Source organism: Streptomyces sp. NPDC093149, from assembly GCF_044754145.1.
GTDB lineage: Bacteria > Actinomycetota > Actinomycetes > Streptomycetales > Streptomycetaceae > Streptomyces.
In genome coordinates, this window is sequence record NZ_JBIVON010000005.1 from 567973 (window position 1) to 581062 (window position 13090).

Annotated in this window: 10 protein-coding genes, 2 tRNA genes, 1 pseudogene and 1 riboswitch; of the genes and pseudogenes, 9 read left to right on the forward strand and 4 right to left on the reverse strand. The window is 70.3% G+C overall.

Features of this window, described 5'->3' with window-relative positions; all coding sequences use genetic code 11:
• The 3 genes and pseudogenes from ACIQCZ_RS19105 to ACIQCZ_RS19115 form a co-directional block, all read left to right on the forward strand.
• A pseudogene (locus ACIQCZ_RS19105) lies at nt 1–333 on the forward strand (RNA helicase); the annotation flags it as partial.
• Between the two features lie 367 nt (nt 334–700).
• Nucleotides 701–2230 carry an amino acid permease gene (locus tag ACIQCZ_RS19110; RefSeq protein ID WP_402283512.1) on the forward strand — a complete coding sequence of 510 codons (1530 nt, stop codon included), beginning with the start codon at nt 701–703 and terminating at the stop codon, nt 2228–2230.
• Between the two features lie 127 nt (nt 2231–2357).
• Nucleotides 2358–2430, forward strand: a tRNA-Lys gene (locus tag ACIQCZ_RS19115).
• Between the two features lie 147 nt (nt 2431–2577).
• Here the strand turns inward: ACIQCZ_RS19115 and ACIQCZ_RS19120 are convergent.
• On the reverse strand, nt 2578–2763 hold the full coding sequence (locus tag ACIQCZ_RS19120) for a hypothetical protein (protein ID WP_402283513.1): 186 nt from the start codon (nt 2761–2763) through the stop codon (nt 2578–2580).
• 239 nt (nt 2764–3002) lie between these two features.
• Nucleotides 3003–3881, reverse strand: coding sequence for a hypothetical protein (locus tag ACIQCZ_RS19125; RefSeq protein WP_402283514.1), 879 nt, complete (start codon nt 3879–3881; stop codon nt 3003–3005).
• 280 nt (nt 3882–4161) lie between these two features.
• Here ACIQCZ_RS19125 and ACIQCZ_RS19130 point away from each other — a divergent pair, with 280 nt between their 5' ends.
• The gene (locus tag ACIQCZ_RS19130) at nt 4162–5604 is read left to right on the forward strand and encodes a penicillin-binding transpeptidase domain-containing protein (RefSeq protein WP_402283579.1); all 1443 of its coding nucleotides are present in this window, start codon (nt 4162–4164) and stop codon (nt 5602–5604) included.
• 60 nt (nt 5605–5664) lie between these two features.
• Here the strand turns inward: ACIQCZ_RS19130 and ACIQCZ_RS19135 are convergent, their stop codons facing one another.
• Both ACIQCZ_RS19135 and ACIQCZ_RS19140 read right to left on the reverse strand, forming a co-directional pair.
• A complete protein-coding gene (locus ACIQCZ_RS19135) occupies nt 5665–7053 on the reverse strand; it encodes an FAD-binding oxidoreductase (protein ID WP_402283515.1) in 1389 nt (462 codons plus the stop codon).
• Nucleotides 7054–7478: 425 nt separating this feature from the next.
• The gene (locus ACIQCZ_RS19140) at nt 7479–7889 is read right to left on the reverse strand and encodes an SHOCT domain-containing protein (protein ID WP_402283516.1); all 411 of its coding nucleotides are present in this window, start codon (nt 7887–7889) and stop codon (nt 7479–7481) included.
• A 285-nt stretch (nt 7890–8174) separates the two neighbouring features.
• Here ACIQCZ_RS19140 and ACIQCZ_RS19145 point away from each other — a divergent pair, with 285 nt between their 5' ends.
• From ACIQCZ_RS19145 to ACIQCZ_RS19165, 5 genes are all read left to right on the forward strand, one after another.
• The gene (locus ACIQCZ_RS19145) at nt 8175–8396 is read left to right on the forward strand and encodes a hypothetical protein (protein WP_376219274.1); all 222 of its coding nucleotides are present in this window, start codon (nt 8175–8177) and stop codon (nt 8394–8396) included.
• 54 nt (nt 8397–8450) lie between these two features.
• A complete protein-coding gene (locus ACIQCZ_RS19150; RefSeq protein WP_376219276.1) occupies nt 8451–9650 on the forward strand; it encodes an SPFH domain-containing protein in 1200 nt (399 codons plus the stop codon).
• A 90-nt stretch (nt 9651–9740) separates the two neighbouring features.
• A tRNA-Met gene (locus ACIQCZ_RS19155) sits at nt 9741–9814 on the forward strand.
• A 257-nt stretch (nt 9815–10071) separates the two neighbouring features.
• Nucleotides 10072–11232: a PP2C family protein-serine/threonine phosphatase gene (locus tag ACIQCZ_RS19160; protein ID WP_402283517.1), complete on the forward strand. Its 1161-nt coding sequence runs from the start codon at nt 10072–10074 to the stop codon at nt 11230–11232.
• A gap of 279 nt (nt 11233–11511) precedes the next feature.
• Nucleotides 11512–11664, forward strand: a riboswitch (cyclic di-AMP (ydaO/yuaA leader).
• Between the two features lie 11 nt (nt 11665–11675).
• A complete protein-coding gene (locus tag ACIQCZ_RS19165) occupies nt 11676–12956 on the forward strand; it encodes a M23 family metallopeptidase (RefSeq protein WP_402283519.1) in 1281 nt (426 codons plus the stop codon).
• The last annotated feature ends 134 nt before the right edge of the window (nt 12957–13090 follow it).

Below are 13090 nucleotides of genomic sequence, written 5' to 3' on the forward strand. Positions count from 1 at the left end.
AGCCGCGACCGCCGTGACGACCGTCCGTCGGGCGGCTTCCGCTCCAACGACCGTCGTGACGACCGCGGTGGCCGTTCCTTCGACCGCCGTGACAACGACCGTCCGTCGTTCAGCCGCGACCGCCGTGACGACCGTCCCTCCGGTGGCTTCCGTTCCGGCGGCAGCGACCGGCCGTTCAACCGCGACCGTCGTGACGACCGTCCCTCGGGCGGTTTCCGTTCCGGCGGCAGCGACCGGCCGACCGGCCGTCGTGACGACCACCGCGGCTCCGGCACCGGCACCGGTTCCTTCGGGCGCCGCGACGACAAGCCGCGCTGGAAGCGCAACGGCTGAAAGCCGTGAAGCGGACCTGCTGAAGGTCTGCTGAGGTTCTCAGGAAAGCGGGCCCGCTCTTCACGAGCGGGCCCGCTTTTCTTTCCGCTTTCCTCACAACGCTGACCGCCAGGGCCGCAGAGGGGGACGGCACGTACACCACCAGCGGAAAGATCTCGGTCGACGGCGGTCTCCCGGGGCTGAGGCTCCGGTCGGCTCGGGAAGGCTCGGGGCCGGTTCGGGAAGGCTCGGGAAGGGCGCGGCCTGCGGGTCGCGCCCCTCCTGTTGCGGTGCGGTGTGTCGCGGGGCAGGTCTCCCCGGTGGTGTTTTCCCAGTCGTGACCACGGCGACCGCATGTGTTCTCCGCAGCGGGGGCATCGCTGGGGGCATGACAACAGACACCGGCGAGGACAGACCGCCCACGGGCGTCTCCGACGAGGAGCGTCTCGCGCAGCTCGGGTACACGCAGACGCTGGCCCGGCGCATGTCGGCGTTCTCCAACTACGCCGTCTCGTTCACGATCATCTCGGTGCTCTCCGGCTGCCTCACGCTGTATCTCTTCGGCATGAACACGGGCGGCCCGGCGGTCATCACCTGGGGTTGGGTGGGCGTCGGCCTGATGACGCTCTTCGTCGGCCTGGCGATGGCCGAGATCTGTTCGGCGTACCCGACCTCCGCCGGTCTCTACTTCTGGGCCCACCGGCTGGCCCCGCCGCGCTCGGCGGCGGCCTGGGCCTGGTTCACGGGCTGGTTCAACGTCCTCGGTCAGGTGGCCGTCACGGCCGGGATCGACTTCGGGGCAGCGTCCTTCCTGGGCGCGTACCTGAACCTCCAGTTCGGCTTCGTGGTCACTCCCACCCGTACGATCCTGCTCTTCGCCGCGATCCTGCTGCTGCACGGCCTGCTCAACACCTTCGGTGTGGGGATCGTCGCGATCCTGAACAGCGTGAGCGTGTGGTGGCACGTCGTCGGCGTCGCGGTCATCGTCGGCGCCCTGACGTTCGTACCGGACTCGCACCAGTCGGCGTCGTTCGTGTTCACCGAGTTCGTGAACAACACCGGGTGGGGCAGCGGCTTCTACGTCGTGATGATCGGCCTGCTGATGGCCCAGTACACGTTCACCGGCTACGACGCGTCCGCGCACATGACGGAGGAGACCCGCGACGCGGCCACGGCGGGCCCGCGCGGCATCGTCCGGTCGATCTGGACCTCCTGGATCGCCGGCTTCGCCCTGCTCCTCGGCTTCACGTTCGCCATCCAGTCGTACGACGGGGCGTTGGGCTCCCCGACCGGCGCCCCGCCGGCCCAGATCCTCCTGGACGCCCTCGGCGCCACCACCGGCAAGCTCCTGCTGCTCATCGTGATCGGCGCCCAGCTCTTCTGCGGCATGGCGTCCGTCACCGCGAACAGCCGCATGATCTACGCCTTCTCGCGGGACGGGGCCCTGCCCTTCTCCCGTGTCTGGCACACGGTCAGCCCCCGTACCCGCACCCCCGTCGCCGCGGTCTGGCTCGCCGCCCTCGGTGCCCTGGCCCTGGGCCTCCCGTATCTGATCAACGTCACGGCGTACGCGGCGGTGACCTCGATCGCCGTGATCGGCCTGTACATCGCCTATGTGATCCCGACCCTGCTCCGGCTGCTCCGGGGCGACGACTTCACCCCGGGGCCCTGGCACCTGGGCCGCTGGTCCCGCCCGATCGGTGTCGTCGCGGTGACCTGGGTCGTGATCATCACGGTGCTCTTCATGCTGCCGCAGGTCTCGCCGGTCACCTGGGAGACGTTCAACTACGCCCCGATCGCCGTCCTGGTGGTTCTGGGCTTCGCCGCGACATGGTGGCTGGCCTCGGCCCGCCACTGGTTCCTCAACCCGGATCACCACCGCGCGACCACACCGGAGGTCCCCGCCCGCACCCCGTGATCCCGGCGCGGATCGCCGTGCCCGTCACCGCTCGTTCCACCCTGATTCCCCTCGCGACGGGGCCCGACAACCGATACCCGATCGGCGGCCGGGCCCCGGCGGGCTATGCTCAGGGGTGATGTGCCGAGGGCCGTTAGCTCAATTGGCAGAGCAGCGGACTTTTAATCCGTTGGTTGTGGGTTCGAGTCCCACACGGCCTACGTCTCAGCCCCAGGTCAGAGCGTTTTTGATCTGGGGCTGGTTTCGTACCTGACGGTTCGGAGATCATGAGCCGGCCGGTGCCCGGTCGAGTGTGAACGACCGCGCCACGGCTCAGGACGTCACGGAGACGATGGGCGGGGACGGGCTCAGCCCCTCTCCAGCGCAGCCAGAAATATCCAGGCCATCAGAACGACCGCTGCCGTGGTCAAAGCCGCAGCACCCAGCACCACCGCGGTGAAGATGCCCCGCAGAACAGTGGCTGCACGACGCTCGCCGGCCGCGGCCGATGCCTCGTACTCACTGTCGTCGTACCAGTCTTCGCGGTCGCTCACTGCACCCCCGTGTGGAGGCTACCCAGTGCGGCAACCCGGCATGAAGGCCGCCGCCACCGGTGGTGCCGGGCAGGGATCAAGGCCGCCGCCACCGGTGGTGCCGGGCAGGGGTCAAGGCCGCCGACACCGGTGGTGCCGGGCTCGGATCAAGGCCATTGGCGTCGGCATTTTCCCAGGAGTGGCCCTCACGGAACGGCGACAGGAGATGAACGGAGGGCCGGGCGGTGAGCGCGGTGTTCTTACGACAGCTGGGCGTGGTGCCCGCCGGGTGGGGCGGCCTTCCTGCGCTCCCGCAGATGGGCGTGGGCCATGAGGCCGAGGAGGGTCACCAGGAGTACCGCCGAGGAACCCGGAGTGCCGAGGTCCAGGCCGCCCTTGGCGGCCGGCTTGGTGAGGAAGTCGCCGGCGGTGGCCCCCAGGGGGCGGGTGAGGACGAAGGCGATCCAGAACAGTGCGACATCGGGGACGGCCGGCACCCGCGTCAGGACGGCGAGTACGGCCAGGAGCGCTGTGACGAGCAGGGCGCCGCCGGCGTAGCCGAGGCCGGAGCTGTCGGAGAGGAAGTCGCCCATGGAGGTGCCCAGGGTGTTCGACACCAGGATCGCGGACCAGAAGAGGGCCTCGCCGCGGAAGGTGACGATGTCGCGGATGGCGAAGGTCTGCCCGGTGAGTTTCCAGGCGATGAAGACGGCGATCAGCAGGGAGACGAGAATCGCGGCGCCCGCGGGGTATCCCAGGCCCAGGCCCTGGGGGCCCCATCCCAGCGAGGTCGTGCCCGCCGTGAGGTATTCGGCGCCCGCGTCGCGGTTCATGAAGTCCGACATGGTGGTGCCGGCCATGCTCGTGGACAGGATGACGGTCCAGTAGAAGAACGGGTTGTAGCGCCTGGACCGCAGCTGCACCACCAGCGTCACCACGAAGACCAGGAACAACGCGATCGTGGTGAGGAAGTAGCCCAGTCGCAGCGTCTGGGAGAAGAGATCGCCGGCCGTCTCGCCGAGGGTGGTGGCGGCGATCTTCATGATCCAGAAGGCCAGGGTGACCTCGGGGAGCTTCTTCATCACATGCGGGCGCTCACGGGTGGCATCCACCGCGGTGAGGAATTCCGGCTGTCCCAAAGCGCACTCCTGGTCGACCGTCCGGCGCTGCACCGCTCGGGCGGTGGGCGGCCGGTTGTTGTAGGGCGGCGGTCAGCGGCCTCGGGTGCCCTGTTCGCACTCCGGTCGCGCCTGTGCGCCGGCATCTCGACGCGCGTCCGCGCCTTCGCGTCCACGTAACGTAGACCGTCTACAGCGACGTAGACGGAACGACACCCCTGTGCGTGCCGCGCCGCTCACGGGGAGTGCGCGTTTCGGCCCGGTCGGCCGGTGCTCTCTCTAGGCTGAGGCGGTGATCATCATGTCCTCGCCAAGCAGCCGCCTTGCCGCCCGCGCCGCCCTTCTCGCCCTGCTCGTCGTTCCTGTCTGGGGCTGCTCGGCCGGGACGGAACCCGGTCCTCCGGGGGGATCCGGCGGAGGGAAGCCCTCGCCGTCGTCGACGACGGGTACGGGGCGCGAAGGGCTGGGCGACATCTTCGTCGGCGGACGGGCCGTCACCGGGTCGAAGCCGTCCGGGAACGCGAAGGTCCCGTATCGGCGCACATACGTGGACGGTGAGCTGTACTCGGCCGTCACGGGGTACCGGTCCATGGCGTTCTCGCACATGGGCCTGGAGGGGGTGTACGACGGTGTGCTGACGGGCCGTCCGAGTGACGGGAAGTCGGGTGTCGGCGATGTGATGACCACGATCGATCCGGATGTGCAGAGGGCGGCCGACGACGGGCTGCGCGGCCACAAGGGTGCCGCTGTCGCCATGGACGCCGAGAACGGGAACCTTCTGGCTCTGGTGAGTGCGCCCTCGTACGATCCGTCGTCGTTCGCAGGCAACACCACGGCGGACGCCGAGGCGTGGCGGCGGCTGACGGGCGATCAGGGCAAGCCGTTGCTCAACCGGGCACTTCGCGAGGCCGTGGCGCCGGACGAGACGTTCGAGGTCGTCGTGGCTGCCGCCGCTCTTGAGCGGGGCGTGTACGCGTCGGTGGACGAGAGCACCCGCAGTCCGCTCCCGTACGCCCTGCCCGGCAGCGGCACGGAGCTGCCGAGCGACCCCGCCCGTTGCCGGAATGCCTCCATCCGGACCGCTCTGCGGTACTCGTGCCGCAATGTCTTCATGGCCATGGCCGTCGAGGTGGGGCAGCCCCGTCTCGTGTCGACGGCGAAGGCCTTCGGCTTCGACGACGACGCGCTGCTCGTCCCCGTACGGGTGGGGAGGAGCGACTGTCCCGAGGGGGACGTGAGCGCGAGGGACGCGGCGCTCATCGGCACCGGGCGAGGTGGTGTCACCGCCACGCCGGTCCAGATGGCCAGGGTCATGGCCGTGATCGCCAACGGCGGGAAGCGCGTCGATCCCCGACTGGTCTCGAAGGTGGTCCGTGCCGACGGGCGTGTGGAGGAGCCGCGGCGTGCCGTCGGCGCACATGCAGACCGGGTCATCGGGCGCAGGACGGCCGAGCAGTTGCAGTCGGCCCTGAGGACATCGGCATCCGGTGCGGTGGACGAGCGTGGTGGTGCGCCGGGCGCGCTGATCGGCGGCAGGACCGGATGGGTTGCGCCCGCGCGTTCGTACGGGGGCGAATCGAGCGCCTGGTCCATTTCGTACGCCCGTTCGGGGCAGGGAAGGCTGGTCGCGTTCGCCGTTCATGTCGGAGATTCCGCCGACCGGGCCGACGGGGCCGATGGTGCGCGACCGGCTGTCCGTGTCGCGGAGAGGATGAGCGGGGCTGCGGCGGCCACGCGGGGCTGACGGCTGTGCCCGATAGGCGGCCCCCGGTTCCCGGCACGCGGGCCGGGGGAGACGGGCGCGTCAGGCCGCCGGCTCGATGTTCTGGTTGGCGTGGAAGAAGTTGTACGGGTCGTAGGTGCGCTTGACGGCCGCCAGGCGGTCGTAGTGGTCCCGGTAGGTGGCGCGCACCCGGTCGGGGGCCTCGCCCGCGCCGATGAAGTTCACGTACGTACCGCCCATCGAGTGGGGGTGGAGCTCCTCCCAGTAGTCCACGCACCACTGCCTGAGTGTCTCGGCGTTGTCCGGGTCCGGGTCGATGCCCGCGATGACGCCGGACCAGACCGCGTCCCGGTAGGCCCAGGCCGTGTCGTCGGGTCCCGGCCGGTGCGCGGCGCCGTCCACCGGGTAGAGGTGCGTGGTCGACAGGCCGGTGGGGAGGTTCTCGGTGTACTTGGCGTGGACGGCGATGGCGTCGTCGGTGATCCGGTCGAAGAAGTTGCCGCGCCAGTACCACTGCAGGCCTGGGGGGAGCATCTCGTCGAACATGGACTGCAGGGCGGGGTAGGGCATCGGCGTCATGAAGTGGAATGCGGGCGGTCCGGGGTCGGCCACGGGCCTCAGGGTGGCTTCGAGGAGGTCGGGGGCGCCCGTCCAGCACCACACGACACCGCACATCTTCTGGCCGTGGATCTCCTCGGGGAAGGGCGGACCGGGCGGCACGGTGAGCGCGGCGAAGAAGCCGCTCAGCTCCTCGGTGACCCCCGGCAGGAAGTCGCGGTACCAGCGCAGTACGTCGGGGGTCCGGTCGACCGGCCAGAGAGTGATGGCGACGCCCACGGTGTCCACCGGGTGCATCCGGAACGTGAAGGAGGTGACGATGCCGAAGTTCCCGCCCCCGCCGCGCAGCGCCCAGAACAGGTCGGGATGGGAGGTGGGGCTCGCCGTCACCGCGGTGCCGTCGGCCAGGACCACGTCCGCGGTCAGCAGGTTGTCGGCCGTCAGCCCGTATCTGCGGGTGAGATGGCCGTGGCCACCGCCCAGCGTGAGGCCGGCGACGCCGGTCGTCGACAGGATTCCGGTGGGGGTGGCCAGGCCGAAGGCGTGGGCGGCGTGGTCGAGGTCGCCGAGCGTGGCGCCGCCGCCGACCGTGGCCCTTCGCGTGCCGGGGTCGATGTGCGCCCAGCGCATGGGCGACAGGTCGATGGTGACCCCGTCGTCCACCAGGCACAGGCCGGCACCGCTGTGCCCGCCGCCGCGGACCGCGACCACGAGACCCTCGTCCCGGACGAAATCGACCGCGGCCATGACGTCCGCCGCGTCGCCGCATCGCACCACGGCCGCCGGACGTCTGTCGATCATGGCGTTGTAGATCGTGCGGGCCGTCCGGTACTCCGGGTCCCGCGGAGCGATGACGGGTCCGCGCAGCGCGGCCCGCATCGCGTCCAGGGTGTCGAGCGCGGTGCCGTTCATGGTCCGGCCATCTCCCTGCTCACCTGGATGCGGACCGCTGCCCCGCCCGACCCCCGTCGGGCCGTCGAGGTGCGCGACGCACGTGCCCCGGGTACCCCGGGCCCGGGGCGGGAGCGGCCGCCGTGGGCTGATGTCTCAAGCCTCCCCGCGGTCCGGGGGCCGTGCCAGTCCGCCGGACCGGGGCAAGCGAGACATGTGCGTCAGGGGCGGGGCGGCCGTGCTCGGAGCCTGTCGGGTGGCCTCGGATCCGATGGCGGATGCGGTCCGGTGCGTGCGATTTCGAGGCGGAGGAGGGAGTCGGATGGGGTCTCCCCTGCTCGAACGCGGCTGAGAGCTCGGGGAAGGAGCGTCGGCGACCGACGACGACGCGGGAGGCAAGCGTGGCCAGGGCGTGGACGTCCGGTCGGAGGCCACCCGACAGGCTCTCAGACGAGGAGCTTCGTCTTCGCCCGCTGGTACTCCTCGTCCGTGATGGCGCCCCGGTCCTTGAGCTCGGCGAGTCTCGCCAGGTCGTCGACGTGCCTGCCCTCCTTGGGTGCGTGCGCCTCGGAGGTGCCGGCGGCCTCCCGTACGTACGCCTTGAAGGCCGCCTCCCGGTCCTGCGCCTCCTTGATCTCCCGCTTGCCCATGGATTTGCCGCGCACGATCACGTACACCAGGACGCCCACGTACGGCAGCAGCAGGGCCACGATCAGCCAGCCCGCCTTGCCCCAGCCGCCGAGGTCGTCGCTGCGGAAGATGTCGGCGACGACCTTGAAGAGCAGGAACAGCCACATGATCCAGAGGAAGAACCAGAGCATGGTCCAGAAGAGATTGAGCAGGGGGTAGTTGTCCACGGTCGGCTCCCCTATCACCGCGAGTCATCGCGTCGACTGGCTGAAAGGTAAATCAGTCATATCACCTCATATTCACCCTCGCTCGTCGTTGTTCGAGACCCTCCTCGGGCGGCAGGTGCGGAGTAACGTTGAAAACGTCGAGGGAGGCTCCGGCCTCCAGGAGGCGGGGTCGCCTCGTGGTCATGAAGCGGCGTGAGAAGCGGCGTGAACGGCGTGAGCAGCGACGCGGAGAGCGGCGCGAGCGGCGGCGTGAGCAGACGTGCGCAGGGACGCTCGCGAGGGCGCATGCACAGGGCGGATGAGTCCGCCCGGAGCCCGGTCGGGGCGATCGGCCGCGTCACCGTGCCGATCCCGCCCGACGGCCCGGGCGAGGTGCTGGTGGCCGTACGGGGCGGGTCGGAGGCCTACACCGCATGGTCGACGACGTCGATCGACAGGGACGTGCGCGTCATCGTCGTCGACTCGGTCTCGGCGCGGGGCGTGATCGTGGAGCCGCTGCCGCCCTGAGTCAGGAGCAGGGCGTAGCCGCGTCGAGCAGTGACGTACGGCAGGAGTCTTCCGATGTTCTTCTGGCATGTTCCCGCCCCCAACGAGGCGATGCTCATATCCGGTTCCAAGGGGCAGACGCTGGACACCCAGTTCCGGATCGTCACCGGCCACGGCAGTTTCGTGCTCCCGGTCAAACAGAAGGCGCGCATGCTCTCCCTGGCGCTGCGCGAGGCGGAGATCACCGAGGACTGCGTGACCCAGCAGGGCATCCGCCTCAACGTCCGGGCCGTCGCGGTCTTCAAGGTCGGCGACGACGCCGTGTCCATCGCCAACGCGGCACGCCGATTCCTGACGGAGCAGGAGCAGATGGAGGAACTCGTCGGCCGGATCTTCGCCGGACACCTGCGTTCCATCGTCGGCGGACTGACCGTGGAGCAGATCATCCGCGAGCGCAACCGGGTCTCGCAGGAGGTCATCGCGGGCAGCCACGGCGAGATGGAGAAGCTCGGCATCGTGGTGGACGCCCTCCAGATCCAGGAGATCGACGACGCCACCGGCTACATCAAGAACCTCGCCGCCCCGCACGCCGCCGCGGTCGCCAGCCAGGCCCGGATCGCCGAGGCCAAGGCCGACCAGGAGGCCAGTCAGCGCGAGCAGCAGGCCGCCGCGCTCAAGGCGGAGTACGAACGGGACACCGCGATCAAGCGGGCGGGCTTCCTCGCCGAGACCGAGCAGTACAACGCCCGCGCCGCGCAGGCCGGACCGCTCGCCCAGGCACAGGCCTCGCACGAGGTCATCGAGGAGCAGACCGCGCTGGCCGAACGGCAGGCCGCGCTCGCCGCGCAACGGCTCGAAGCGGAGGTCCGGCGTCCGGCAGATGCCGAGGCGTACCGGCAGCGCACCCTCGCGGAAGCGGCCCGGGACCGGGTGAAGTTCGAGGCCGACGGCAACGCGTACACCGAACGGACCATCGCCCAGGCCCAGGCCGACGCCAACAGTGCGCGCGCCGCCTCGCTGCGCGACGGCAACCAGGAGCTCATCGCGGCCAACCGCGTCGTGGAGAACCTGCCGGCGCTGGCCGACGCGGCGGCGCGCGGCATGTCGGGGGCCGACCTCACCGTCCTCAACGGCACCAACGGTGTCAACGAGATGGCCGCGGGCGTGGTCGGGCAGGGGCTGGCGATCCTCCATGCGCTGCAGCGCGGCGCGAGCCCGATGAAGTCACCGGCGGTCGACGGGAAGGCCACTCCCCGTATCACCGAGACGAACTGATCTCCGGGGCCGCATCGAAGGGGAGGGGCGCGGGAGATTCGCCGAGTGGTCATGAGCGCGCCGGACATGCCGTAGAGTTGTGTTCACCGACGCGGGGTGGAGCAGCTCGGTAGCTCGCTGGGCTCATAACCCAGAGGTCGCAGGTTCAAATCCTGTCCCCGCTACTGACGATTCAGGCCCGGCACGCATGCAGCGTGCCGGGCCTGAATCATTTCCCCTGTTGCCGCCGGTCCCTGGACCCCGGTGACCGGTCGTCGGCCCTTCGGTCCTGTGAAGGGGCAGGACGGGCGGTGTGTGAGCCGGACCACGTGTCTACCCCCATTGGCCGATGAGGAGTCGCCGCGCGCCCTTGGTCCGGTGAGCCTGGGGGTGGGGCGCGGCACCGTCCGCGGCCGAGCGCGTACCGGGCAGGAGACCACAGGTGTGGAAGCGGCTGAAGCGGCGCGGCAGACATGCCAGGGACGGTGTCCGTACCCGGCGGTTCGTCCGCGCGCTGCCCGCCCTGATGATCATCGGTGGGCTGGTGTTCGACTTCCTCACCCCGCCGACCTTCACCGCCATTCCGCTGTTCGTGGCCGCGCCGCTGATCGCCGCGCCGTTCTTCTCGCTGTCCAGCACCATCCTCACGGCCGTCGCCTCGATCCTGGCCATCATCACGCTGCGACTGCACAGCAACACGTTGCCGCGGGCCGTGCCGTTGATCGAGCTGCTCACCCTGGTCACCGTGTCGGTCCTCGCGGTCGTCATCAACGGGGTCGTGCGGCGCGGCAACGAGCAACTGGCCTCCGCGCGGGTGATCGCGGAGACCGCCATGCGGGCCGTGCTGCCCAAACCGTCCGACCGGATCGGCGGGCTGCATGTGGCGGCGCGGTACGTGGCGGCGCAGGCGGACGAGTTCGTCGGCGGCGACCTGTTCGCCGTGGCGGACACCCCGCACGGGGTGCGGCTGGTGGTCGGGGACGTACGGGGGAAGGGGCTCGACGCCGTGGAGTCGGTGGCGGTGGTCATCGGCGCGTTCCGGGAGGCGGCCGAGCAGGAACGTTCACTGGAGGGCGTGGCGCAGCGGCTGGAGCGGGCGCTGGCGCGGGAGGGAACGGGGCGGGGCGGGCTGGACGCGGTCGAGGGCTTCACCACCGCCGTACTGGCCGAGATCCCGTCCGGGCTGTCGCGGGTGCGGATCGTCAACCGCGGCCATCCCGAGCCGATCCTGCTGCATCCGGACGGGGCGCTGGACGTGCTGGGGCCGTCGATGCCCGCGCTGCCGCTCGGGATGGATCTGGGGGTGTGGCCCGACCGGGCGGACGAATGGGATCTGCCGGCGGGGACGACCCTGCTCCTCTACACCGATGGCCTCTCCGAAGCGCGGAACGCCGACGGGGTCTTCTACGATCCGGCGGCGCGGCTGCGCGGGCGGATCTTTCCGGGACCCGAGGAACTGCTGTCCGCCCTGACCGACGACGTGCGGCGGCACACGGGCGGCGAGACGACCGACGACATGGCGCTGCTCGCGGTCGTACGTCCCGAGGAGGGGCAGCCGTACCGGCGCAGGACGGTGAAGATCGTGGGACTGGACACGATGTGACGGGTGGGGCGGGTGCGTGGTGCGGACCGGGCGGAGCCCCGGGCACGGCATGCCACCGTCCGTAACCGAAGCACACCGCTCCGCATAACATTTGACGCAACATCAGAATTTGGGTATTAGCTGAGGGGTGCTCAACTCGTCCGATTCCAGCCGGTTATGTCCCGTAAAGTCCAGGCCAAGACCGGAACGATCAGTGGGAACAGCTTGGAATCGGGCCCGGGTGTCTATTAACGTTCGATAACGCAGCGCGGTCGTCCCAGCCGTCGTCAGTGGCGGCACCGTGCGCGAGCGCCGAATTCCGCAAGGGAACCGGGGAACCACCTACATGGGGTGAATCGGACACCTGTGTCTCGTGAGAGGCAGAGGCGCCCGTAGGAGACCTTCCTGCTCCGAACCCGTCAGCTAACCCGGTAGGCGAGAAGGAAGGAAAGGAGTGCGCCCAAGTGGCGTCCAACAAGCCTGCCCCCGAGGCCCCCGCGCGGTTCACCTCCGACTTCGTCCCGGGCGCCGACTTCGGCTCCGGTTCTGACTACGGCCTCGGGTACGGCCCCGGTTTCGCTTCCGACGCCGGTTACGCAACCGCCGGGACGGGAACGGCGTTCGGCGCCGGCTACGGCACCGAGCCGGGCGGCGACTTCACCAGTGAGTTCAGGGCCGGTGAGTTCGGGACCGGTGAGTTCTATGGGTCCGGCGACTCGGCAGAGCTCCGCAGGGGATTCGGCGCCGACGGCGACGGTGAGCCCGAACGAAGCCGGGAGGAGTGGAACCCCACCGAGGAGACCGTCCGCCCCGTGCGCGGCAAGCACCGCGTCGCCAAGCAGCGCAACGGACTTGCCCGTAGCTCCACCGTGCTCGGGGTCGGCGTCATCGCGGCGGTCGGCGCGGGCGGCATGGCCACCGCGCAGAGCAAGCCGGCGGTCTCCATCTCGCTTCCCGATTCCATCGCGGACAACCTGCCCGACGCCAAGTCCCTTCCCGGCGTGGGTTCCCTGTTCTCCGGCGAGTCCGAAGCCGACAAGGCCGAGGCCGTCGCCGCGTCCGCACCGCTCACCACCGCCGGCATCACCACCGCCGAGGCCCAGCGGGGCACGACGGACGCCGGCGAGGCGCTCCGTGCCCGTATCCTCCAGCAGGCCGAGCAGCAGCAGGACGCCGCCGACGCCGAGGCCAGGGCCGCCGAGGAGAAGGCGGCCGCGGAGAAGGCCGCCGCCGAGGCCAAGAAGCAGCAGGACGCGGCCGAGGCCAAGGTCGCCGCCGAGAAGAAGAAGGCGGCGGAAGAGGCCAAGAAGAAGGCGGAGGCCCTGCGGCTCGCCAAGCTCGCCGCCAGCTACGCCATCCCGACCACCTCGTACACGATCACCTCGACCTTCGGCGAGGCCGGCTCGATGTGGTCCTCCGGCTACCACACCGGCCTCGACTTCGCGGCGCCGACGGGTACCCCGATCAAGGCCATACACAGCGGTACCGTCAAGTCGGCCGGCTGGTCCGGTTCGTACGGCTACCGCACGGTGCTGGAGCTCGAAGACGGTACGGAGCTGTGGTTCTGCCACCAGTCCTCGATCGGTGTCAGTGTCGGCCAGAAGGTCACGACCGGTGACACCATCGGCCGGGTCGGCGCGACCGGCAACGTGACGGGCCCGCACCTCCATCTGGAGGTCCACACCCCGGCCGGTACGGGCATCGACCCGATGGCCTGGCTGCGCGGCAAGGGCCTCAACCCCTGATCGGCCGGCCGCCCCGCGGCCCACATGACCCGGGCCGGTTCGCCGGCCGCTGAACCCCGGCACCCCTGACGCTCCCCCCGACGTCAGGGCTGCCGGTGTGTCGGCACAGTTGCTCCGGCACGAAGGGCGGGCTG

Excerpts from the sequence above, each read along its gene's own strand:
- ACIQCZ_RS19110 (WP_402283512.1), top strand. The coding sequence starts at position 701 with ATGACAACAGACACCGGCGAGGACAGACCGCCCACGGGCGTCTCCGAC.
- ACIQCZ_RS19130 (WP_402283579.1), top strand. The coding sequence starts at position 4,162 with ATGTCCTCGCCAAGCAGCCGCCTTGCCGCCCGCGCCGCCCTTCTCGCC.
- ACIQCZ_RS19150 (WP_376219276.1), top strand. The coding sequence starts at position 8,451 with ATGTTCTTCTGGCATGTTCCCGCCCCCAACGAGGCGATGCTCATATCC.
- ACIQCZ_RS19135 (WP_402283515.1), bottom strand. The coding sequence starts at position 7,053 with ATGAACGGCACCGCGCTCGACACCCTGGACGCGATGCGGGCCGCGCTG.
- ACIQCZ_RS19145 (WP_376219274.1), top strand. The coding sequence starts at position 8,175 with ATGCACAGGGCGGATGAGTCCGCCCGGAGCCCGGTCGGGGCGATCGGC.